A 22,234-nucleotide genomic window follows, 5' to 3' on the forward strand; every position below is an offset into this window, starting at 1 on the left:
TACGGATGGGACGGAATTTGCATATTTATAAACAGAAGAAGCAGGGGTTTGCGCAATGAACAGTCGGTGTCATGGCGGCAATTGATGGATTGCCGCCGCTGCGTGAGGTCATTGCGACCCACGGGCTGAGCGCCAAAAAGGCGCTGGGGCAGAACTTTCTGCTGGACCTGAATCTGACCGCCAAGATCGCGCGGCAGGCAGGCGATCTGAGCGGAACCGATGTGCTTGAAGTCGGCCCGGGTCCCGGAGGGTTGACGCGGGGATTGCTGGTCGAGGGCGCGCGCAAGGTCCTGGCGGTCGAGAAGGACGCACGTTGTCTGCCTGCGCTGGCCGAGATCTCAGACGCGTATCCGGGTCGGCTCGAGGTGATCGGCGGTGACGCGCTTGAAGTGGACGCGCTGGCGCATCTGACGCCTCCCATAGCGATCTGCGCCAACCTGCCCTACAATGTCGGAACCGAGCTGCTGGTGCGCTGGCTGACGCCGCCCACATGGCCACCGGTCTGGACCAGCCTGACGCTCATGTTCCAGAAGGAGGTTGCGCAGCGGATCGTCGCCAAACCGGGGGACAAGGCTTACGGTCGTTTGGCGGTGTTGGCGCAATGGCGCTGCGACGCGCATATCGCGATGCACCTGCCGCCCGAGGCGTTCAGCCCACCGCCCAAGGTGAGTTCAGCAGTGGTGCATCTGCGCGCCCTGCCCGCGCCGCGCTTTGAGGCGGATGCGAAAGTGTTGGAGCGGGTTGTGGCCGCCGGCTTCAACCAGAGGCGCAAGATGCTGCGCGCCTCTTTGAAGGGGTTGTCGCCCGATATCGAGGATCATCTGAACGCGGTTGGCATTGCCCCAACCGAGCGGGCGGAACGGGTGTCGCTGGAAGCATTCTGCGCCTTGGCGCGTCAACTGGCCTGATCCATACGCTGACATTTCAGAAAGAAAAAAGCCGGGGCTGATCCCCGGCTTTCTGTCCTATTCTGCGGCGTCTGGCGTCGCCTGCGCCTCTTCGGCTTTTGGCTCTGGCTTTTTGCGTGGCTTGCGAGGAGCGCGTGGTTTCTTCGGCTTTTCCTCGGCCTTGGCTTCGGGCGTTTCGACCAGACCGCTGTCATTGCTGTCGTCATTGGTGTCGATGACATCGGGCTGAGGCGCATCTGCAGGATCGTTCGAGAACTGGCTCGGCTCGTCCTGATCCTGACGCTGCGGACGGTCTGCATCGCGCTGCGCCTGCCGGTCGCGGTTTTCGCGTTCCTGCTGTTCGCGGCGCGCGTCCTGTTCGCGCTCCTGCTGTTCGCGGCGGGCATCCTGTTCGCGCTGTGCCTCGCTCAGCAGACGCATATAATGTTCGGCATGCTGCTGGAAGTTTTCCGCGTTCACCCGATCATTGCTGAGTTGGGCGTCGCGTGCGAGCTGGTTGTACTTGTCAATGATCTGCTGCGGCGTACCGCGCACCTTGCCCTCGGGGCCGGAGCTGTCGAACACACGGTTGACGACATTACCAACGGTGTTCGGACGGTTGCGGTTATTCTTGTTCCGCGAACGTTTGTTTGAAGAACGCATCTGTAACTTTCCAGCCTTCTTTCAGCTGTTTTGCGATTGCTGTGTGCGCTTTGTGCGCGGGTCCTGTGCAAAAGCATTCATGTTTGGGCTTACAATCGCGCGAGAGGGGTGCAAACCAGCCTCGACCGCTGCAATGTGTCTGAGTAATCACGTCCTCCCCCAGCTTACAAGCAGAATTTACATCAAAGAGTTCGGTTTTTCGCGCTTATTGGTCGGTGCGTGGCAGGTTTGCGCCGGAAACGACCCGATCGCGCCCATCAAGGTCTTGATGAACGTGCAAATCGACCAAACCAGCCCTAGCGAACAAGTCCGATACAGCAGCAGCTTGGGTTGGTCCGATTTCGACCAACAGGCGGCCTTGAGGATTGAGGTGACGCATCGCATCTTGGGTGATGGCGCGATACGCGGACAGACCATCCTGTTCGTCTGTGAGCGCCATGCGCGGCTCGTAATCGAGTTCGGGAGCAAGACCTGCCATTTCATCAAGCGCGATATAGGGCGGGTTTGACACGATGAGATCATAAGTGCCGGTCACCGAAGAGAACCAGTCGGACACTGCCCAGGAAACCCGATCCGCGACCCCGACCCTGTCGGCGTTGCGTTTGGCGACGGCCAGCGCTGCCTCAGATAGGTCAGTGCCAATCCCAAGTGCAGCCGGGCGTTCATGCAAAAGCGACAGCAGGATGCAGCCTGATCCGGTACCAAGGTCGAGCACCGTGTCGAACCTGTGTTTGAGCGCTACTTCCAAAAGCGTTTCGGTATCGGGGCGCGGGTCAAGCACGTCCGGTGTGACTTCAAACTCGTGCATCCAGAACGCGCGTTTGCCAGAGATGTGGCTGATCGGTTCACGCCGCGCGCGCCGCGCGATCAGGCGTTGTAAATGCGCCACCTGGTCATCGCTTAGCTCTGTCCACGGAGGGGCGTCGCCCTGCACGATATCCATAAGCGCGCTTGCGTCGCGAGCGGCACTTGGAGAGCCTGCCGCCTCAAGCTGACGAAGTGCGGCCTGCAAGGCGTCCTTGGGGTCGTGGGTCACGTCATCTCGGCCAACAGAGTGGCCTGTGCATCCGCGGTGAGCGCGTCGATGATTTCGTCCAGATCGCCAGCCATGACCGCGTCGAGCTTGTAAAGCGTCAGGCCGATCCGGTGATCGGTCAGACGCCCCTGCGGGAAGTTGTAGGTGCGGATGCGTTCAGAGCGGTCGCCGGTGCCGACCTGTGACTTGCGGTCGGCAGAGCGTACCGCATCGACTTTTTGCCGTTCCATATCAAACAGGCGGGTGCGCAGGACCTGCATCGCGATCTCGCGGTTGCGGTGCTGGGACTTCTCGGAACTGGTGACGACGATCCCGCTGGGAATATGGGTGATCCGCACTGCCGAATCGGTGGTGTTGACGTGCTGACCACCCGCGCCAGAACTGCGCATCGTGTCGATGCGCAGGTCGTTTGCGTTGATCTGGATGTCCACATCCTCGGCCTCGGGCAGAACGGCCACGGTTGCGGCGGATGTGTGGATGCGACCACCCGACTCGGTCTCGGGCACGCGCTGGACGCGGTGAACGCCGGATTCGTATTTCAGCCGGGCGAAAACGTTGTCGCCGGTGATATGGGCGACCACTTCCTTGATGCCGCCAATCTCGGTCGATTGTTCCTCGATGATCTCGAACCTCCAACCGCGCGCCTCGGAATAGCGCTGGTACATGCGAAGAAGGTCACCCGCAAAAAGCGCAGCCTCCTCGCCACCTGTACCGGGACGGATTTCGAGCATGGCCGGGCGCGCATCAGCCTTATCGCGCGGGAGCAGCGCCAGTTGCAACGCCCGCTCCACCTCGGGCAGGCGCGCCTTGAGCGCGGGCAGTTCATCCTGCGCCAGTTCCCGCATTTCGGGATCGGACAGCATCGCCTCGGCCTCGGCGATGTCGGCACGGACCTGTTTCCACTCGGTAATCTGTTCGACGACGGGCCGCAGGTCAGAATATTCCTTGCCGATGGCCGCAATGTCGCCGGACCCTTCGGCCATCTGGGCCTCAAGGTATTCGAAACGCGACAGGATCTGGTGCAGGCGGTCTTCGGGGATCATGCGGTTCTGTCGGGCATCCACGCGGTGTGGTCAAGGGTTATTGACCCAGCCGCTCCAACCAGCCATCCACGCGGGCCTTGTTTACACCCATGTCGGACTGGCCGAAGCGAAGACGGCCGAAGAGTTCCAGCACGTCCTCGTTCTGCATCACGGTGGTGTAGTCGGGAAAGCCCATCCATTGCGAGCGGGTGATGTAAGTCACCTTGCCCTCTTCCACGCTACCCGCCAGCACCTCGGTGCGGGGGGTGGCGAGGATGATGCGGTCGAGTTGGGCAAAGGTGCCCTCTTGCGCCGGGATGCGCCGCCGCACGCCACCTGCGAGATCCTGATCGGACGTCACCTTTGGGTCGACATGCCAGACCGCCGGATCGGACGGTGCGAGCCGAATCCAGGCCAGCCCCCCCACAACGATCAATACCAGCGTCCAGAAAAACACTTTCACGACGTCCTTATCCTTGCCTCAACGGGGCACCTGCCCCTTGATCACGGGTACGTACTTTCAGGCGCGGCGGGTCCACCCCCACAAAGACAGAATCTCTGTCGCGACATGGGCGCCCGCAATCGCCGTGGTCCCCGTAGTATCGAAAGGCGGGCTGACTTCAACCACATCGCCGCCCATCAGTTCGATCCCGGCGATATTCCGCAGGATGACCGCGATGTCCGCACTGGACGGGCCGCCCCAAACGGGGGTGCCGGTGCCGGGGGCGAAGGCCGGGTCGAGACAGTCGATGTCGAAGGTGAGGTAGGTCGGGTAATCCTTGAGAATCTCGCAGATTCGTTCCGCCACGGCCTCGGGTCCGATGCGGTGCATCTCGCGCGCGTCGATGATGTTGAAGCCCAGCGTGTCGGGGTTGTCGGTGCGGATGCCCACCTGAACCGAGCGCGTCGGGTCCACCAGACCCAGCTTGACCGCCTTGTAGAGGAACGTGCCGTGGTCGATCCGTTCCATATCGTCATCGGCCCAGGTGTCGGTATGGGCGTCGAACTGCAACAGGCTCAGGGGCCCGTATTTCTCGGCATAGGCTTCGAGGATCGGCAGGGTGATGGAGTGATCGCCCCCCAGCGTGACCGTCGCGGTATCCTGCGCCAGAATTCCGGCGATGTGATTTTTCAGCGTGTCGGGGAATTCGGACACTTTGGCATAGTCGAAGGCCAGATCTCCGTAATCGGCAATCGCGAAGTCTTCGAGCACGTTGTAATCCCAGCCATAGGGTTTGTCATAGGGCTGCAGGCTCGATGCCTCGCGGATGGCGCGGGGGCCGAAACGGGTGCCGGTGCGGTGGGTCACTGCCTGGTCAAACGGCACGCCGGTTATAGCGATGTCCACATCGGTCAGGTCCTTGGTGTAGCGCCGCCGCAGGAAGGACGTGGCCCCGGCGAAAGCGTTCTCAAAACTGGCGCCTTTCAGGTCGTCGCGGGTGAAGGCGTGGTCGATCTGGGTTTTCGCGTCTTCAAGCGCCATGGGTCACACTCCGTGCCGGGTTTCGATCAGACGGGCAAAGAAGGACGCGCCGATGGTCGCCACCTCATCGTTGAAATCGAAGGCCGGGTGATGGCAGGACGGGCCAATCCCTTGCCCCAGAAACAGGAACGCGCCGGGTCGTGCTTCGAGCATGTAGGAAAAGTCCTCGGCCCCCATTTCCGGGCGCAGGTCGGTGACCGTCTTCGATGCGCCAACGACCTCTTCGGCGATGCGCCCGGCGAATTCAGCCTGCGCCGCGTGATTGACCGTTGCGGGGTAGTTGCGGACATAGTCCACCTCGACCGCAACGCCGTAGCTGGCGGCCTGCCCTTCAGCAATCTCGGTGATGCGCCGTTCCACCATGTCGCGCAGATCGGGGTCAAAGCTGCGGACGGTGCCGGACATGCTTATGGTTTCGGGGATGATGTTGGTCGCGGTCCCGCCCGAGATCATCGTCAACGAGACCACAAGCGGCAAGAGCGGGTCGGCATTGCGCGACACGATGGTCTGCAAGGCCTGCCCGATGGCCAAGGCGCAGGGCATGGGGTCTTTGCAAGCGGACGGATAGGCTCCATGACCCCCGACACCGCGCACGGTGATGTGGAAGTCATCCACTGCTGCCATGATCGGGCCGGGCGTGGTGCGCAACTGGCCTTCCTCGGCAAAAGGGTCGGTGTGCAGCGCATACACCTCTTCGATGCCGAAGCGCTCCATGATGCCTTCCTCGACCATGATGCGGGCACCACCCACGGTTTCCTCGGCCGGCTGGAAGATCAGCGCGACGCTGCCTTTGAACCTGCGGGTCTCGGCCAGATACCGGGCCGCACCCAGCAGCATCGTCGTATGCCCGTCATGGCCGCAGGCGTGCATCTTGCCGGGGATGGTCGACGTCCAGTCCGCACCGGTCGTTTCCTCGATCGGCAGCGCATCCATATCGGCGCGGAGACCGGTAACGGGGCCGTCGCCCTGCCCGTGGATCAGCGCCACGACACCGGACTGCGCGATGCCCTCGTGGATTTCGTCCACCCCGAAGTCCCGGAGCCGTTCAACAACGAAGGCCGCTGTTTCGTGGCAATCAAGGCTCAGCTCGGGGTGCATGTGCAGATGCCGCCGCCATGTCTTCATGTCCTCGGCGTAATCCCCGATCCGGTTGATGATGGCCATGGGTGGACTCCCTCGCGCTGATGCCGCATCCCTGCATCAGAGCAGCATTTCACGGGGGCCGCAATGAGTGACGATCTGATCCATGACCCAAAGGGCGGGATGCCCCGGTTGCTTGAGATCATGCGCCGCCTGCGCGACCCCGAGACGGGCTGCCCTTGGGACATCGAACAGGATTTCGCGTCAATCGCCCCCTACACCATCGAGGAAGCCTACGAAGTGGCCGATGCGATCGAGCGTGAGGCTTGGGACGAGTTGAAGGGCGAATTGGGCGATCTGCTGCTCCAGTCGGTCTATCACACCCAGATGGCCGAAGAGGCCGGCATGTTCAGCTTTAACGACGTGGCCAACGCGATTTCGGACAAGATGGTGGCGCGGCATCCGCATGTCTTCGGCGACGAGAGCCGGGACAAATCGGCCGAGCAGCAGGTGCAGGACTGGGAAAAGATCAAAGCGGCGGAACGCGCGGGCAAGAAGGAGACCGGCGTGCTCGACGGTGTCGCCAAGGGTCTACCTGCCCTGACGCGGGCGTTGAAGCTGCAGAACCGCGCGGCGCGGGTCGGGTTCGACTGGCCGTCCACGGACGAGGTCCTGGACAAGATCGTCGAGGAGGCGCAGGAATTGCGCGAGGTGCAGAACGCGGATGAACGGTTCGAGGAATTCGGCGATCTGCTTTTCGTGATGGTCAATCTGGGCCGCCACATGGGACTGGACCCCGAAGCCGCCCTGCGGGCAACCAATGCCAAGTTCACCCGCCGGTTCGAAAGTATTGAGGCGGCGCTGGCCGCAGACGGGCGGACGCCAAAGGACAGCGATCTGGCCGAGATGGACGCGCTGTGGGATGCGGCAAAGGCGGATGAGAAGGTGAAAAAGAAAAACGCGCCCTGATCGCAGAGCGCGTTTTCCAAAAAATCCGAAAGTTCAGACGCTTACTGCGCTTCGTTGATGAACTTCACCGCGTCGCCGAAGGTCTGGATGGTCTCGGCTGCGTCGTCCGGGATCTCGATGCCGAACTCTTCTTCGAAAGCCATCACCAGCTCGACGGTGTCGAGGCTGTCAGCGCCGAGATCGTCGATGAACGACGCGTTCTCAACGACTTTGTCCTCTTCGACACCAAGGTGCTCGACAACAATTTTCTTAACGCGATCTGCGACGTCGCTCATGTTTTCTTCCTCACAGTTTCGTCGGCGCGGTGGCCGGGTTAGCCCGCGCCCGGGCGGAATTGATCATGCCCTTGCGGGCGGTGGTTTGTGTCCCGGTCGAGCGCCGAAGACAAACTTCCCCCGAAAGTCACGGGGTTGGTCCAAAACCTGCGCCGCTATAGCACATGGAATCGCGATGGCAAACGCTTTCAATGCAATCGCCCACGCGAAGAAATCCATGCATTTTCAGGGATTTCTGCACTTGCACAATGCATGTTTCCCCTGTGAAATCAGAGCATTGCCATGCCACCATTCACGTGCAGAGTGGTTCCCGTGACATATCCCGCCTCGGGGCTGGCGAGATAAAGAACGGCTGCGGCGATCTCTTCCGGGGTACCCATACGGCCCGAGGGAATCTGTGTCAGGATGGCGGATTTCTGGTCATCGGTCAGTTTGTCGGTCATCGCGGTGGCAATAAAGCCGGGCGCGACGACGTTCACAGTGATGCCGCGCGAGGCGACTTCATAGGCCAGCGACTTCGACATCCCCACCATACCTGCCTTGGCCGCAGCATAGTTGCCCTGCCCCGGATTGCCGGTGGCCCCCACGACAGACGAGATGTTCACGATGCGGCCCCAACGCGCCTTCATCATGCCGCGCAGCACGCCTTTGCAGAGCTTGAAAGTGGCTGTCAGGTTCACGTCAATGACCGACTGCCATTCGTCATCCGACATGCGCATGAACAGGTTGTCACGGGTGATGCCTGCGTTGTTGACGAGAATGTCGACGCTGCCCATCGCATCTGCTGCCTGTTTCGGCAGGGCTGCGACCGCTTCGGGATCGCTCAGATTGCAGGGCAGCACATGCGTGCGGTCGCCAAGATCAGCCGCCAGCGCCTCGAGCGGTTCAGTGCGGGTGCCGGACAAACCGACGGTGGCCCCTGCTGCGTGCAGCGCGCGGGCGATTTCGCCACCGATGCCGCCCGACGCGCCAGTGATCAGCGCGGTTTTGCCTGTCAGATCGAACATGTCATGGTCCCTTTCATCTCATATTAACCTCGCGCGCGACGAATCTTCTGCGAAGATTCGGGACGCAGGCACAAAAAATCTGGCGGATCAGCCCGCTTGTGTTGCAGCCTGAACGTCAGCCGTGGAGCCGACGGCGCGCGTGGCCGCGGATTTCTCGATCCGCCGCACCATCCCGATCAGCGCCTTGCCCGCTCCTATTTCCCAGAAGTCGTCGACCCCCTGCGCCACCATCCAGCTGACGGACTCGCGCCAGCGCACGGCGCCTGTGATCTGTTCGACCAGAAGCGCGCGGATGGTTTCGGGGTCGCTGACCGCTTCGGCGCGCACATTTGCCACAACCGGGACCAGCGGCGCATTGATCGTCACGCTGCCAAGAACGCCTGCCATCGCGTCGGCTGCAGGTGCCATCAGTGCACAGTGGAACGGGGCGCTGACAGGAAGCAGAACGGCGCGTTTCGCACCCGCCTCTTTCGCGAGATCAACGGCGCGTTCGACAGCCGCCTTATGGCCCGAGACCACGACCTGCCCCGGATCGTTGTCGTTTGCAGCAGCACAGACGTCCCCTTGCGCGGCGGCTTCTGCCACTTTGCGCACATCCTCAAGACCCAGACCAAGGATCGCGGCCATTGCGCCCACACCGACGGGGACTGCATCTTGCATCGCTGTCCCGCGGGCGCGCAACAAACGCGCTGCGTCGGCGACGGACAGCGCACCTGCGGCAGTCAGGGCCGAGTATTCCCCGAGCGAATGACCGGCGACAAAAGACCCAGTATCTATGCCAACCCCTTCGGCCTCCAATGCACGCATCGCAGCAATCGACGTGGCCATCAGCGCAGGCTGTGCATTTGCCGTCAGGGTCAGGGTTTCGATGTCACCTTCCCAGATCAGTGCGCTGAGCTTTTCCCCAAGCGCGTCGTCCACTTCTTCAAACACGGCGCGGGCGGTCGGATAGGCATCCGCCAGGTCCTTGCCCATGCCAATGGTTTGCGCCCCCTGTCCCGGAAATAGAAAAGCTCGGCTCACGGCACCCCTCCTGTCTTGTTTGACATGCCATTACAGCCCGTGCTCCAGCGACGCAACGCTGCTGCACTCCTTCTGTGCATTGGTGAAGATTGCGCCGCGATCATTTTGACGTAGCTCTCACAGCATCGTTTCCCTCCGGAGTGGCCCAAATGTCTGTCTCAAATTCCACCGCTCAATACGGTGCTGTCGCCAAAACGTTTCACTGGCTGACCGCGTTGGGTATCGCCGCGGTGATCCCGCTGGGGATCATCGCCAATGACATGCCCTATGACACGGCAGAGCAATTGGCCGACAAGGCGTGGCTGTTCTCGCTGCACAAGACGGTGGGGGTGACGCTGTTTTTCATCGCCCTCGCCCGTATTCTCTGGGCGATAAGCCAACCGAAACCCGCGCCGCTCCACCCCGACCGCAGGGTCGAAACGCTGCTGGCCGATATCGTGCATTGGCTGCTTTACGGTTCATTGGTGATGGTGCCATTGTCCGGCTGGGTGCATCACGCTGCAACAGAGGGGTTTGCGCCGATCTGGTGGCCTTTCGGGCAAAATCTGCCGCTGGTGCCAGAGAGCGTGCCTCTGTCGGAAACTGCGGCGGGTCTGCATATCGTGTTCGAACGGGTGCTGATCCTGTCACTGGTCCTGCACATCGCGGGCGCCATCAAACATGCGCTGATCGACAAGGACGACACCTTGGCGCGCATGCTGCCGGGCCGTCGTGTGACGTCGGCACCGAAATCGCAGACCCATCGCAAGCTTCTTCCCCCTGTCCTTGCCGGGATCGTCTGGGCCACTGCGATTGGGGTCGGAAGCGTACTCGGTGTCTACCAGAAAGGCGCCGCCATCGCCGCCGAGGTACCTGCGCTGCAACAGGTCGAAAGCGATTGGACGGTGACCGACGGTACGCTGGGGATCACCGTGCGCCAGATGGGTTCTGAGGTAACGGGCCGTTTCGCTGACTGGACAGCCGACATCACCTTCGACGAGACCGTCGCCTCCGGTGTTGCAGGGTCGGTAGATGTTGAAATCGCGATCACCTCGCTGACGCTCGGGTCCGTCACGCAACAGGCGATGGGGCCGGATTATTTTGCCAGCAGCGAATTCCCGACGGCGCGATTCACGGCGGACCTTATCGCGCGCGATACGGGCTATCTGGCCGAGGGTATCCTTACCCTGCGCGGGGTAGAACAGCCGGTGTCTCTGCTCTTCGATCTGACTTTGGACGGCGAGACCGCCCGTGTTGAAGGTTCGACCGAATTGGACCGTCGCAGTTTCGACATTGGCGCAGGGATGACGGATGACGGTCAGCTTGGTTTTGCTGTCAGTGTTTCGGTCAACCTCACCGCACTGCGCGGCGGTGCAAACGCAAATTGAGAGCAGACGCATCTCCGGACAACAAAAAACCCCGGGCGGAAGGCCCGGGGTTATTGATTCAACGCTCGGCCCGGATCAGGAATCGGTTTCCATGACCTTCATCGCTTCGAGCGAAATTTGAAGCTTCACCTCGTCGCTGACGAAGGGAGCGAACATGCCCAGTTCGAAGTCGCTGCGCACCAGCGTGGCGGTCGCATCGAAGCCGGCCCACGGCTTACCTTCCATCGGGTGATCGCCTGCCTGGTTCAGCGTCGCGGCCAAGGTCACCGGCTTCGTGATGCCGTTCAGGGTCAAATCGCCCGTAATATTGGCGGTGGTCTCACCGGTCACTTCGATCGCGGTGGAGGTGAACGTCACCATCTCGTCTTCTGCCGCGCCGAAGAAGTCAGCGGACATGAAATGCTCGAAACGGCCTTCCCAGCCTGTGAACATCGACCGCACCGGGAAGGAAACGGTCACAGAGGAATTGGCCGGATTTTCCTGATCGAACTGGATGTCGCCTTCGAAGCCAGAGAACATGCCCCAGGTCGTGGAGTAGCCGAGGTGGTTGTAGGAAAACAGAATTTGGCTGTGGCTGGCGTCCAGTTTATATGCTTCCGGTTCAGCCATAGCTGCGAACGGCAGCGACATCAAAGCGGCAGCGAGGAGTGTCTTTTTCATGGGTCAGTCCTGTGTATGTGTTACGATGACTGACAAATTGCTGCGATGCCGCGCAGTCTCAATTCTTTGAAATTCAACAGGGTCTGTGTCGGAATAAACAGTCAGCGGCCAAACAGGCACAGGCCGGCAAGTCCCATCACGATCACGGAAAGTCCAAGCCCCATCAAACGGGCTTCTGGCAATGCGCCCTGTAGTGCGATCCAGATCCCGGGCACGGCGATCAAACAGGCGATACCGCAGACGCGGCGGATCAGCTTTCCGACCGAACCGTGGCCGTGTACATAATTTTCGTCATAGTGAACCATTTTGCTTCTCCTCGACCGGCTGACACCCGGTCGTCATACCGTTTACCATCTGGAAACAGTATGTTCAGAGAATCTGCCGAATTCAGGGTCGCTGCGCGACGGTGCCAAGGCATGTTCTGGGCGAGATTGTGACGCCTTGCCAAAAGCCGCGCAGGACCACTTGATCCCACGCGCAATCCGTGTATACGGAGCGCTCCTTTCGCAAGACGATTTTTACCGCGCAGTCTCTCGTGGGCAGGAGCGAAAGGGTTCAGTCCCTGTCCTTTGAAATGCGCCAGAACAGAAACGGAGTGCACATGCCGCTTTACGAGCATGTTTTTATCTCGCGTCAGGATTTGTCCAACGCGCAGGCTGAAGGCCTCATCGAACATTTCGGTACAGTTCTTTCGGACAACGGCGGCAAGCTGGTTGATCACGAATACTGGGGCGTCAAAACGATGGCCTACAAGATCAACAAGAACCGCAAAGGCCATTACGCCTTCCTGCGCACCGACGCACCGTCGGAAGCCGTGCAGGAAATGGAGCGCCTGATGCGTCTGCATGACGACGTGATGCGTATCCTCACCATCAAGGTGGACGCGCATGAAGAAGGTCCGTCGGTCCAGATGCAAAAGCGTGACGACCGTGGTGATCGCGGAGACCGTGGCGACCGCGGAGATCGTGGCGACCGTGGTGATCGTGGCGAACGCCGCGAACGTCGCAACTGATCGCCTGAAGAAAGGACGCTAATCCATGGCTACGAAACCATTTTTCCGCCGTCGTAAGGTGTGCCCCTTCTCGGGAGATGGCGCACCCAAGATCGACTATAAAGACACCAAGCTGCTGCAGCGCTACATCTCTGAGCGTGGCAAGATCGTGCCGTCGCGCATCACAGCCGTGTCTGCAAAGAAACAGCGTGAGCTGGCCCGTGCAATCAAGCGCGCCCGCTTCCTCGCCCTCCTGCCCTACGCAGTGAAGTAAGGAGAGACTGACATGCAAGTTATCCTTCTGGAACGCGTGGCCAAGCTTGGCCAGATGGGCGACGTCGTTGACGTAAAGCCCGGTTTTGCGCGCAACTACCTGCTGCTGCAGGGCAAGGCGCTGACCGCCTCGAAAGAGAACATCGCGTCGTTCGAAAACCAGAAAGCGCAGCTCGAAGCACAGAACCTGGAAACCAAGAAAGAGGCCGAAGCAATGGCCGACCGTCTTGGCGGCCAGCAGTTCGTCGTGATTCGTCAGGCATCCGATGGCGGCAACCTTTATGGCTCCGTCACAACCCGCGACGCGGCTGAAGTGGCAACCGAAGAAGGCTACACGCTCGACCGCAAGCAGGTCATCATCCGCAAGCCGATCAAGGTTCTTGGTCTGCACGAGGTTGAAGTCCACCTGCACCCCGAGGTGATGGTAACCATCAGCCTGAACGTTGCACGTTCGCCCGAAGAAGCAGAGCTTCAGGCCTCCGGCAAGTCCATTCAGGAACTGGCCGCCGAGGAAGAAGCACAGGCAGAATTCGAAATCGCCGAACTGTTCGATGATATCGGCGCTGCGGCATCCGATGACGATGATCTGGCACCTTCCGCGTCGTCCCAGGACGAAGCCAAGTCGGAAGACTGAACTTTACTTCGAGCAAGAATTAAAAAGCCCCGCCAGTCTGGCGGGGCTTTTTTGTTGGGTCATCTGAGCGCTGGCTGTCTGTCGAAAATTAAGGACGCGACAGACCTCACCCTTGCTCATCGCCGACCACGAGGAGGCTAAGCCTCCCTGCTGATGGCAACACAATCGGCGAAATACTGAACCTGATTGTTCTCGTCCACCTCTTGCACCAGCCCATGAATGTCGATCTCGAACCCCGGACATTCGCGCGCGAAGGTTCTGTTGAATTTGAGATATTCGACGATCTTCTTGTTGAACACCTCACCTGGGATCAAAAGCGGAATGCCCGGCGGGTACGGTGTCACAAGGCTTGTTGTGATACGTCCTTCAAGATCATCAATCGGCACGCGTTCGGTCGTGCGCGCAGCAATGTGCGAAAACGCATCTGTTGGCTTCATCGCGGGTACAAGATCGCTAAGATACATGTCCGTCGACAGAACAGCCACGTCGGATTTGGCATAGAGCGAATGGACGTGTTGGCACATGTCGCCCAGACCCATCTGTTCATAACGCGGTTGTTTGGCGCAGAATTTCGGCATGCAACGCCACATCGGGACGTTCTTGTCATAGTCGTCCTTGAATTGCTGCAACGCGGTTAAAAGCGAATTCCAGCGGCCCTTGGTGATGCCGATCGTGAACATGATGAAAAAGCTGTAGAGACCGGTTTTCTCAACAACGACGCCATGTTCCGCCAGATACTTTGTCACGATGGACGCCGGGATGCCGGAAAAGTCGAACTTCCCATCCAGGTTCATCCCCGGCGTGATGACTGTGGCCTTGATCGGGTCCAGCATGTTGAAGCCGGGGGCCATGTCGCCGAAGGCATGCCAGGACTCTTCGCCGTCCGACGGCTGCACTCCTTCGGCATCGGTCTTTTTCAGCACCCAGTTGGTTGGACTGTCGATGCCTTCTTCGTCCAACTCTTCCGGTCCCCAAACCTGGAACCACCAGTCGTTGCCGTATTCTTCATCCACCTTTCGCATCGCGCGCCGGAAATCGAGCGACTCGAGCAGGCTTTCTTCGACCAAAGCGCGCCCGCCCGGAGGCTCCATCATCGCTGCCGCGACGTCGCAACTGGCGATGATGCTGTATTGCGGGCTGGTCGAGGTGTGCATCAAATACGCCTCGTTGAACAGGTGCCGGTCCAGTTTGGTATTCTTGCTGTCCTGCACCAAGACATGGCTTGCCTGCGAAATCCCCGCCAGAAGCTTGTGAATGGACTGGGTTGAATAGGTCACCGAATGGCTCGGGCGCTCGCGATTGCGCCCCATGGCGTGGAAGGTCCCATAAAACGGATGAAAAGCCGCATGCGGCAACCACGCCTCGTCGAAATGCAGGTTTTCGACATAGCCGTCGAGCATGTCCTTGATCGTCTCGGTGTTGTACAGAACACCGTCATAGGTTGATTGCGTCAGGGTGATGATCCGTGGCTTGACGGTATCCGCATCCACATGCGCCAAGAGCGGGTTTGAGCGGATCTTCTCCTTGATCGACTCGATTGAAAACTCGGCCTTCGGAATGGGCCCGATGATGCCGTAGTGGTTGCGCGTCGGCTTCATGAAAACCGGGATGGCACCGGTCATGATGATGCTGTGCAGGATGGACTTGTGGCAGTTTCGGTCAACGACCACCACATCGCCGGGGGCAACGGTATGGTGCCAGACCATCTTGTTCGATGTGCTCGTCCCATTGGTCACGAAGAAGCAGTGATCGGCGTTGAAAATTCGTGCCGCATTGCGTTCGGACGCGCCGATTGCGCCGTTGTGGTCAAGCAGTTGGCCCAGTTCCTCGACCGAGTTGCACACATCGGCGCGCAGCATGTTTTCGCCGTAGAACTGGTGGTACATCTGCCCAATGGGGCTTTTCAGAAAGGCGACTCCGCCAGAATGTCCGGGACAGTGCCATGAGTAAGAACCATCTTCGGCATAATCGAGCAGCGCCTTGAAGAACGGCGGCTGGATGCCTTCGATATAGGCCTTGGCGTCACGGACGATGTGGCGGGCCACGAATTCCGGCGTGTCCTCAAAGGTGTGAATGAACCCATGCAGTTCGCGCAGGATGTCGTTGGGCAGATGGCGGCTCGTCTTGGTTTCACCGTAGATGTAAATCGGCACTTCGTTGTTTTTCCGACGGACTTCTTCGATAAAGGACCGCAGGTTCAACACGGCGGGATCAAGATCGGGTCCGGGTGTGAATTCCTCGTCATCGATGGACAACACAAAGGCGCTTGCGCGGGATTGCTGCTGTGCGAATTGCGATAGGTCTCCGTAGCTGGTTGTGCCCAGCACCTCGAAGCCTTCGCTCTCGATGGCACCGGCAATGGCACGGATGCCCAGGCCGGACGAGTTGTCTGAACGGAAATCCTCGTCAATGATGACGATGGGAAAGCGGAATTTCATAGAGAGCTCCAGTAAGGAAGGTTCAGGCTGTGCTGTCTGCCTGGCGATGCGCTTTTTCGACACCCGTCCGAGTCAAAGACCATGAGGTCATGCCTGATTGATATGACGGTCTTCGCGGTCCAAGCGCAAGTTGCTTTCGGCAATTCTGTGCCAGCGCGCTTGCCTTTGAGGCATCTTCCTGCTGTGCTGACCCAATGCCAATTACCCTTTCCCGCATCACCGTCACCGCATACCGCGTACCGATTTCGTCACCAGTGGCGACGTCCTTTGGCGTCATGCAGAACCGTCCCGCCGTCTTCGTTCGGGTTGAGGACAGCGACGGAGCCTTCGGCTGGGGCGAGATTTTCGCCAATTGGCCCGCCGCAGGGGCCGAACATCGTGCCCGGCTGGTGGTCGAGGACATGGCTGACCTGCTTCTGGGAACGTCGTTCAACAGCGCGCATGACCTCTTCATGCAACTTACGGACAAGACCCATATCCGCGCCCTGCAATGCGGCGAATGGGGACCGTTCCGTCAGGTCATCGCGGGTCTGGACACCGCCATGACTGACCTTGAGGCGCGCCGCGCAGGAGTTTCGGTGGCGCGGTTTCTGAACCCTGAAGCTGCACAAACCGTCCCGTGCTACGCCAGCGGGATCGCCATTGCCCAAGCCGCACGACAAATCGCCGAAAGCCGAAAGGCCGGCTTTTCCGCCTTCAAGGTCAAAGTCGGCTTTGATCTGACACGTGACACGGATCTGTTGACCCAACTCACCTCGACACTCAGGGCGGGCGAAATCCTCTGCGCTGACGCCAACCAGGCTTGGGCGCTTCCCGAGGCCGAACGCTTCGTGGCCTCCTGCCGCGACCTGCCCTTGGGATGGCTGGAAGAGCCCCTGCCCGCAGATGCGCCCCTGACCCATTGGCAGGCGCTGGCGGATCAAAGCCCGATGCCGCTGGCCGGAGGCGAAAACATCACCGGCACCGGTGGTTTTGCCGATGCCATCGCCACTGGCGTCTTTGGTGTCTTGCAACCCGACATCGCCAAATGGGGCGGGTTCAGCGGATGCTGGCCCGTGGCACAGGCGATCCGAAGCGCCGGACTACGCTACTGCCCGCACTTCCTCGGCGGCGGCATCGGCCTCATTGCGTCGGCCCATCTGCTCGCCGCTGCGGGAGGCGATGGCCTGCTCGAAGTGGACGTGAACCCCAACCCCTTACGCGATGCGTTCGACCCATGGCGGGGAGCGGCAGATCGCGGCACGCTCACCTTGTCCGATGCGCCCGGTCTCGGGATCACCAGCCTTCCCCACGAGATTGCACAATTCGCAAGCTATTCCCGCGATCTGCATATCTGAAAAACGTCAGCTTTCCTTCGCGGGTGGCAAATTCATGCCACTGCCACGAAACTGCTACCCGGCTGTGCGCTTTCCATCCTAACCTGTCCTCAGAACCAATCCAGATCAGGGGGACACGATCATGGCTCTGTCGCTGAACCGTCGAGGTTTTCTGGCCAGTACGGCTGGCTTTCTCGCGCTGCACCCGTTTTCGGTGCGCGCCATGTCCAATCAGGCGCATCTGCGGATCATGGAAACAACGGACCTGCACGTGCATGTGCATCCCTATGACTATTACGGCGATCGCCCAACCGACACAGTGGGCCTGAGCCGTGTCGCCACCATCATCCAGAACATCCGGGCCGAGGCCACGAATTCGATCCTGCTCGACAATGGCGATTTCTTGCAGGGCAACCCGATGGGCGATTACATCGCCTATGAACGCGGGATGAAAGAAGGTGACATGCACCCGATCATCACCGCGATGAACACGCTGGGCTTTGACGGCTCCACCCTGGGCAATCACGAATTCAACTACGGCCTCGATTTTCTGATGAAAGCGCTGGCGGGCGCGGATTTCCCTGTCGTTTCGGCCAACGTGGTCAAGACCGCAGGCGCCACGCCGCGTGAAGACACCACGCTGGTGCCGCCCTATGTGATCCTCGACCGCGAGATCACCGACGGAGGCGGAAACACCCACCCGATCCGCATCGGCCTCATCGGATTTGTGCCGCCGCAGATCATGACATGGGATCGCCGCCACCTCGAAGGCAACGTCACCGCCCGCGATATTCTCGAAGCCGCCCGCGCCTATGTCCCGCAGATCCGCGAACAGGGTGCGGACATCGTGATCGCGCTGTCGCATTCCGGCATCGGCGCGGCTGAGGCCGAGGACATGATGGAGAACGCCTCCATCCCGCTGGCAGGTGTGGATGGAATCGACGTGATCCTGACCGGGCATTCGCATCTGGTCTTCCCCTCCTCCACCTATGACACCCTCCCCGGCCTCGACACCGCCAAAGGCACGATCATGGGCAAACCCGGCGTCATGGCAGGGTTCTGGGGCAGCCATATGGGCCTTGTCGATCTGATGCTCGAACGTGACGGCGACAGGTGGCGCGTGCTCAACCACCAGTCCGAAGCGCGACCGATTTCGCAGCGCAACGAGGACCGGTCCGTCACAGCACTGGTGCAGGATTATCAGCCGGTGATTAAGGCCACGCAAAAAGACCACGAGGAAACGCTCGCCTATGTCCGCCGCGCTGTGGGAAAGACAGCCGCGCCCCTGCACAGCTATTTCGCGCTGGTGGCCGACGATCCGTCTGTCCAGATCGTGTCCAACGCCCAAACCTGGTACATCGCACAGATGATGCAGGGCACGCCGAATGAAGGTCTGCCGATCCTGTCCGCCGCCGCACCCTTCAAGGCAGGCGGTCGGGGTGGGCCGGAGTATTACACCGACGTGCCGGTGGGCGATGTGGCGATCAAGAACGTCGCCGATCTTTACCTCTACCCCAACACCGTGCGCGCCGTGCGGGTGACGGGGGCGCAGGTGAAAGACTGGCTGGAACGCTCGGCGGGCATGTTCAATCAGGTGGAACCCGGTTCGACCGACGCGCCGCTCCTGAACCCCAACTTCCCCAGCTACAATTTCGATGTCATCGACGGGGTCAGCTACCAGATCGACCTCAGCCAGCCATCGAAATTCGACCGCGACGGCGCTGTCATCAACCCCGACGCCAACCGCATCGTGAACCTGACCTATCAGGGCGCACCGATCGACCCGGCGGCAGAGTTCATCATTGCTACGAACAATTACCGCGCGGGCGGCGGCGGCAGCTTCCCCGGCACCGGCGACACCATCGTGTTCGAAGGCCCGGATACCAACCGCGACGTGATTGTCCGATACATCGTGGAGCAAGGCACCATCGATCCCAAGGCCGATTTCAACTGGCGTTTTGCACCGTTGGCGGGCACCAGCGTGATTTTTGAGACCGGCCCCGCCGGCGCGAAATACGCAGGCTCTCTCGACGGCATGACACTCGAAGAAGCCGGCACAAACGCGGATGGCTTTGCGCTCTTCCGTATGACGCTCTGACGAAAGCCAGCTTCTCTGGTTCACAAATACTTCGGGGGAGTCCGCCTTTGGCGGACGGGGGCAGAGCCCCCGCCCCGGTCGGAGCGGCAAAGCCGATCCGATCCTCAAACGGAAAAGGCCGCCCAACCGGGCGGCCTTTGGATTTCAAAACCCGAAGGTCTTATTCGGCGTCAAGCGCCTCGATGGCTTTTTCCAGCTCGTCCTTCGAAACTTGTTTCTCGGTCACGGTCGCCTGTTCGGCCACGTGATCGACAACCTTGTCCTCGAAGATGGGCGCACGCAGCTGCTGCTGCATCTGCTGGTTCTGGCGCACGAAGTCGAAGAACGCACGTTCCTGACCCGGGTATTGACGTGCCTGGGCCATGATCGCTTGAGTCATCTCCGCGTCCGTCACGGTGACCTCGGCTTTTTGACCCAGTTCGGCCAGCAAGAGGCCCAGCTTGACGCGGCGTTCTGCCAGCTTGGTGTGCTCATCGGTCGGCGTGATCTCGGGGTGATCGTGGCCATGCACATCCGGGTTTTCTTCGTGCCAAAGCTGATGCGCGATCTGCTTGGCTTCGGCATCAACCAGCGACGGCGGCAGGTCGACAGACACCTTCTCGTCCAGCTGATCCAGCAACGCACGCTTCATCACCTGACGCGCGGCGCCCGTGTATTCGACTTCCAGACGCTCGGCGATCTGCGCCTTCAGGGCGGCCAGATCCTCTGCACCGAACTTCTTTGCCAGCTCGTCGTCGATCTCGGCGGCCACAGGTTCCTTGACGGCTTTGACGGTGCATTCGAACACCGCGTCCTTGCCGGCAAGATTTTCGGCACCGTACTCGTCCGGGAACTTGACCTCTACGTTCTTTTCTTCGCCGACCTTCACACCGACCAGTTGGTCTTCGAAACCGGGAATGAAGGAACCGGAGCCCAGGACGAGCGGGTAATCTTCGGCCGCACCACCGTCAAAGGCTTCGCCATCCACTTTGCCAAGGAAGTCGATTACAACCTGATCGCCCTCTTTCGACTTGGAGCCTTTCTTGCGATCCTTGAAGTTCTGTGCCGTCTCGGCAAGGTTCTTGAGCGCCTCGTCCACTTCCGCGTCGCCGGCCTTGACGACCAACTTCTCAAGCTTCAGCGACGTAAGATCGACCTCGGGCATTTCCGGCAGTTTTTCATAATACATCGCGACTTCGATATCGTCGCCTTCTTTCCAGTCCTCATTGGTCATCTTGACCTCGGGCTGGAGCGCCGGGCGGTCGCCACTGTCTTCAAAGTGCTTGGCCATCGCGCCGTCGATGGTTTCCTGCATGGCTTCGCCCAAAAGGCGCTGGCCAAACTGCTTCTTCAGAAGCGGCATCGGCACCTTGCCTTTGCGGAAGCCCTTCATTTCGATTTCGGGCTGCGCTTCCTTGAGCTTTTCATTCACCTTTGCGTCCAATTCGCCCGCCGTGACGGTGATCGAATAGCTGCGCTTGAGGCCTTCATTGAGAGTTTCGGTGACCTGCATGTCGTCCTTATCCATTGCATGGGGGCCGCGGAGGCGTCCGCGGCGGTCAAAATCCACAGCCTCTTAGAGGGGCGACCGAGAGTCCGCAAGCAGGAAATGTGGCCGCCCGGTCAGGCGTCTGCGGGAAGCTGCGCTTCGCCATCGCCCTGACGTCGCACCCGTGCGTTTGGTCCGCCCGCGGCAACGCAAAACCCGTGCACATCCATACCACGGTCCTTGCGCAAGATCACATCGCGTATCTCGATCGCGCCGAATCCTGCTGTCTGCAGAAGGTCGGTTACATATTCCCGCCCATGGGCAAAACGCCGGGTTTCGCGCAGCGTCATGTCGCTGTCCCTGGCCCGCTCGACCGTGAAGATGAGCGTGCCGTCAGCAGACAGGCTGGCCGCGCACCAAGCGATGATCCGCTCCAGGGCTCCGAGGTAGTTGAACACATCCGATGCCACGATCAGACCATACTGCCCGGCCAGGATCGGCAACTCCTGGATATCGGCCTTCTCGAGCGTGTCATAACGACCCTTGGCGTGCGCCTCGTCGAGCATCGCCTGTGACAGGTCGATCCCGGTCAGATGATCGCAATACGGGCGCAACACAGGGCCGATCAACCCTGTGCCGCACCCGAGATCAAGCGCCCGTTGCACGGTCGCTCCGGACCTGACCTGCAATGCCTCTGAAATGAGCGTCGGCCCCTGATAGTCCAAGTGGTCCAGCAAAGATGCCTCGAAGCGGGGAGCATACTGATCGAAAAGCATCTCGACAAATGCCGGAGGCATGGTGTCGCTCAGCGGCTGATCGCGCAGCAAGTCCCGGCGCAGCCCCGCGCCGAACGGATCATCTGGTTGAAGCTCGACCGCACGGTCCCATGCGCGCGCAGCCCCTTTGGGATCGCCCGCACGCTCCAGATACTCGCCCAGTCGGAACCATCCGGCGGCCCATGACGGAACAAGATCAAGTGCGCCTTGCAAGACGTCCACCGCTCCATCGAGATCCCCGTGATCTGCCAAGGTCTCGGAAAATTCAGCACGCCGGTCGGCATGCAGATCACCGGAGGCAAACAGCTTTCCCACCATTTTCATCTGTCCAAGAAGCCCGCTCATTTGCCTGCGGGAACAGGCCACGCGACGGGCGACACGCTGCACCTGAAATCCGGTGCCGGACGGTGCGATAGCGTGACGAAGAGCGGTCTGTCAACGGGGATCGCTATTCGGCAGGATGGCGCGACTGGACAGATGGCGAGATGGATGTCGATGGTGCGGGTGAAGGGACTCGAACCCCCACGCCAAAGGCGCCAGAACCTAAATCTGGTGCGTCTACCAATTCCGCCACACCCGCATTGCGCCGGTGAGTAGCAAAGCTCTCGGGCTGATGCGAGCAGAATTTTCATACGAAAATTCTGTTATACCCGGAGTCACTGAAGACCCGAGATTTGAAGGGTTGACGTGCAAGCAGGTCGCGATTCAGGTTACGGCATGATCCGTCCCGGTTTTCTTACCTCTTCAGAGCGGCGTGAGCTTGTTGCG

At 60.4% G+C, this 22,234-nt stretch carries 22 protein-coding genes and 1 tRNA gene; 8 read left to right on the forward strand and 15 right to left on the reverse strand.

Features of this window, described 5'->3' with window-relative positions; all coding sequences use genetic code 11:
• Positions 1–71 precede the first annotated feature (71 nt).
• Complete coding sequence (rsmA, locus tag JJ869_RS04100) at positions 72–908, forward strand: 16S rRNA (adenine(1518)-N(6)/adenine(1519)-N(6))-dimethyltransferase RsmA (RefSeq protein WP_292264747.1); 837 nt, start codon at positions 72–74, stop codon at positions 906–908.
• Between the two features lie 57 nt (positions 909–965).
• Here rsmA and JJ869_RS04105 read toward each other — a convergent pair whose 3' ends face one another.
• The 6 genes from JJ869_RS04105 to JJ869_RS04130 all read right to left on the reverse strand — a co-directional run bounded on the left by JJ869_RS04105 (position 966) and on the right by JJ869_RS04130 (position 6,255).
• Positions 966–1,550 (reverse strand): DUF4167 domain-containing protein, encoded by a 585-nt coding sequence (locus JJ869_RS04105; protein ID WP_292264748.1) that lies wholly within the window; start codon positions 1,548–1,550, stop codon positions 966–968.
• A gap of 205 nt (positions 1,551–1,755) precedes the next feature.
• Positions 1,756–2,586 carry a peptide chain release factor N(5)-glutamine methyltransferase gene (gene prmC / locus JJ869_RS04110; RefSeq protein WP_292264749.1) on the reverse strand — a complete coding sequence of 277 codons (831 nt, stop codon included), beginning with the start codon at positions 2,584–2,586 and terminating at the stop codon, positions 1,756–1,758.
• Positions 2,583–3,629 (reverse strand): peptide chain release factor 1, encoded by a 1,047-nt coding sequence (gene prfA / locus JJ869_RS04115; RefSeq protein ID WP_292264750.1) that lies wholly within the window; start codon positions 3,627–3,629, stop codon positions 2,583–2,585. Before prfA ends, prmC begins: the two co-directional genes overlap by 4 nt.
• Positions 3,630–3,666: 37 nt before the next feature.
• A complete protein-coding gene (locus JJ869_RS04120) occupies positions 3,667–4,071 on the reverse strand; it encodes a DUF1499 domain-containing protein (RefSeq protein ID WP_292264752.1) in 405 nt (134 codons plus the stop codon).
• Positions 4,072–4,128: 57 nt separating this feature from the next.
• On the reverse strand, positions 4,129–5,091 hold the full coding sequence (gene speB / locus JJ869_RS04125) for an agmatinase (RefSeq protein WP_292264753.1): 963 nt from the start codon (positions 5,089–5,091) through the stop codon (positions 4,129–4,131).
• Positions 5,092–5,094: 3 nt separating this feature from the next.
• The gene (locus JJ869_RS04130) at positions 5,095–6,255 is read right to left on the reverse strand and encodes a M20 aminoacylase family protein (protein WP_292264755.1); all 1,161 of its coding nucleotides are present in this window, start codon (positions 6,253–6,255) and stop codon (positions 5,095–5,097) included.
• A 63-nt stretch (positions 6,256–6,318) separates the two neighbouring features.
• On the opposite strand from JJ869_RS04130, the gene mazG reads away from it, so the two are divergent.
• The gene (gene mazG, locus JJ869_RS04135) at positions 6,319–7,140 is read left to right on the forward strand and encodes a nucleoside triphosphate pyrophosphohydrolase (protein ID WP_292264757.1); all 822 of its coding nucleotides are present in this window, start codon (positions 6,319–6,321) and stop codon (positions 7,138–7,140) included.
• Between the two features lie 41 nt (positions 7,141–7,181).
• Here mazG and JJ869_RS04140 read toward each other — a convergent pair whose 3' ends face one another.
• From JJ869_RS04140 to fabD, 3 genes are all read right to left on the reverse strand, one after another.
• Positions 7,182–7,415: an acyl carrier protein gene (locus tag JJ869_RS04140; RefSeq protein WP_085631956.1), complete on the reverse strand. Its 234-nt coding sequence runs from the start codon at positions 7,413–7,415 to the stop codon at positions 7,182–7,184.
• Positions 7,416–7,684: 269 nt separating this feature from the next.
• Complete coding sequence (gene fabG / locus JJ869_RS04145; RefSeq protein ID WP_292264760.1) at positions 7,685–8,422, reverse strand: 3-oxoacyl-ACP reductase FabG; 738 nt, start codon at positions 8,420–8,422, stop codon at positions 7,685–7,687.
• An 87-nt stretch (positions 8,423–8,509) separates the two neighbouring features.
• Positions 8,510–9,445, reverse strand: a complete 936-nt coding sequence (fabD, locus tag JJ869_RS04150) for an ACP S-malonyltransferase (protein WP_292264762.1) — start codon at positions 9,443–9,445, stop codon at positions 8,510–8,512.
• A gap of 149 nt (positions 9,446–9,594) precedes the next feature.
• Here fabD and JJ869_RS04155 point away from each other — a divergent pair, with 149 nt between their 5' ends.
• Complete coding sequence (locus tag JJ869_RS04155) at positions 9,595–10,812, forward strand: cytochrome b/b6 domain-containing protein (RefSeq protein ID WP_292264763.1); 1,218 nt, start codon at positions 9,595–9,597, stop codon at positions 10,810–10,812.
• A gap of 75 nt (positions 10,813–10,887) precedes the next feature.
• Here JJ869_RS04155 and JJ869_RS04160 read toward each other — a convergent pair whose 3' ends face one another.
• Both JJ869_RS04160 and JJ869_RS04165 read right to left on the reverse strand, forming a co-directional pair.
• Positions 10,888–11,472 (reverse strand): YceI family protein, encoded by a 585-nt coding sequence (locus JJ869_RS04160; protein ID WP_292264764.1) that lies wholly within the window; start codon positions 11,470–11,472, stop codon positions 10,888–10,890.
• 101 nt (positions 11,473–11,573) lie between these two features.
• Positions 11,574–11,777, reverse strand: a complete 204-nt coding sequence (locus JJ869_RS04165; protein ID WP_292264765.1) for a hypothetical protein — start codon at positions 11,775–11,777, stop codon at positions 11,574–11,576.
• A 296-nt stretch (positions 11,778–12,073) separates the two neighbouring features.
• Here JJ869_RS04165 and rpsF point away from each other — a divergent pair, with 296 nt between their 5' ends.
• From rpsF to rplI, 3 genes are read left to right on the forward strand one after another with little or no spacing between them, the layout of a single operon-like run.
• On the forward strand, positions 12,074–12,484 hold the full coding sequence (gene rpsF, locus JJ869_RS04170; RefSeq protein WP_292264767.1) for a 30S ribosomal protein S6: 411 nt from the start codon (positions 12,074–12,076) through the stop codon (positions 12,482–12,484).
• Between the two features lie 25 nt (positions 12,485–12,509).
• Positions 12,510–12,737: a 30S ribosomal protein S18 gene (gene rpsR / locus JJ869_RS04175; RefSeq protein WP_292264769.1), complete on the forward strand. Its 228-nt coding sequence runs from the start codon at positions 12,510–12,512 to the stop codon at positions 12,735–12,737.
• Between the two features lie 12 nt (positions 12,738–12,749).
• Entirely contained in the window at positions 12,750–13,370 is a 621-nt protein-coding gene (gene rplI, locus JJ869_RS04180) for a 50S ribosomal protein L9 (RefSeq protein WP_292264771.1), read from the forward strand.
• Positions 13,371–13,507: 137 nt separating this feature from the next.
• On the opposite strand, the gene JJ869_RS04185 is transcribed toward rplI, so the two are convergent.
• Positions 13,508–15,808 carry an arginine/lysine/ornithine decarboxylase gene (locus tag JJ869_RS04185; RefSeq protein WP_292264773.1) on the reverse strand — a complete coding sequence of 767 codons (2,301 nt, stop codon included), beginning with the start codon at positions 15,806–15,808 and terminating at the stop codon, positions 13,508–13,510.
• A 194-nt stretch (positions 15,809–16,002) separates the two neighbouring features.
• Here JJ869_RS04185 and JJ869_RS04190 point away from each other — a divergent pair, with 194 nt between their 5' ends.
• Both JJ869_RS04190 and JJ869_RS04195 read left to right on the forward strand, forming a co-directional pair.
• Positions 16,003–17,145: a mandelate racemase/muconate lactonizing enzyme family protein gene (locus JJ869_RS04190; RefSeq protein ID WP_292264775.1), complete on the forward strand. Its 1,143-nt coding sequence runs from the start codon at positions 16,003–16,005 to the stop codon at positions 17,143–17,145.
• Between the two features lie 121 nt (positions 17,146–17,266).
• Positions 17,267–19,222, forward strand: coding sequence for a bifunctional 2',3'-cyclic-nucleotide 2'-phosphodiesterase/3'-nucleotidase (locus JJ869_RS04195; protein ID WP_292264776.1), 1,956 nt, complete (start codon positions 17,267–17,269; stop codon positions 19,220–19,222).
• Between the two features lie 160 nt (positions 19,223–19,382).
• Here JJ869_RS04195 and tig read toward each other — a convergent pair whose 3' ends face one another.
• The 3 genes from tig to JJ869_RS04210 form a co-directional block, all read right to left on the reverse strand.
• The gene (tig, locus tag JJ869_RS04200; RefSeq protein ID WP_292264780.1) at positions 19,383–20,714 is read right to left on the reverse strand and encodes a trigger factor; all 1,332 of its coding nucleotides are present in this window, start codon (positions 20,712–20,714) and stop codon (positions 19,383–19,385) included.
• Between the two features lie 110 nt (positions 20,715–20,824).
• Complete coding sequence (locus JJ869_RS04205) at positions 20,825–21,784, reverse strand: methyltransferase domain-containing protein (protein WP_292264778.1); 960 nt, start codon at positions 21,782–21,784, stop codon at positions 20,825–20,827.
• Positions 21,785–21,962: 178 nt separating this feature from the next.
• Positions 21,963–22,046, reverse strand: a tRNA-Leu gene (locus JJ869_RS04210).
• Positions 22,047–22,234 lie beyond the last annotated feature (188 nt).

Origin of the sequence: Marivita sp. (genome assembly GCF_017643905.1) — a bacterium.
In the GTDB taxonomy this organism is placed as follows: domain Bacteria; phylum Pseudomonadota; class Alphaproteobacteria; order Rhodobacterales; family Rhodobacteraceae; genus Marivita.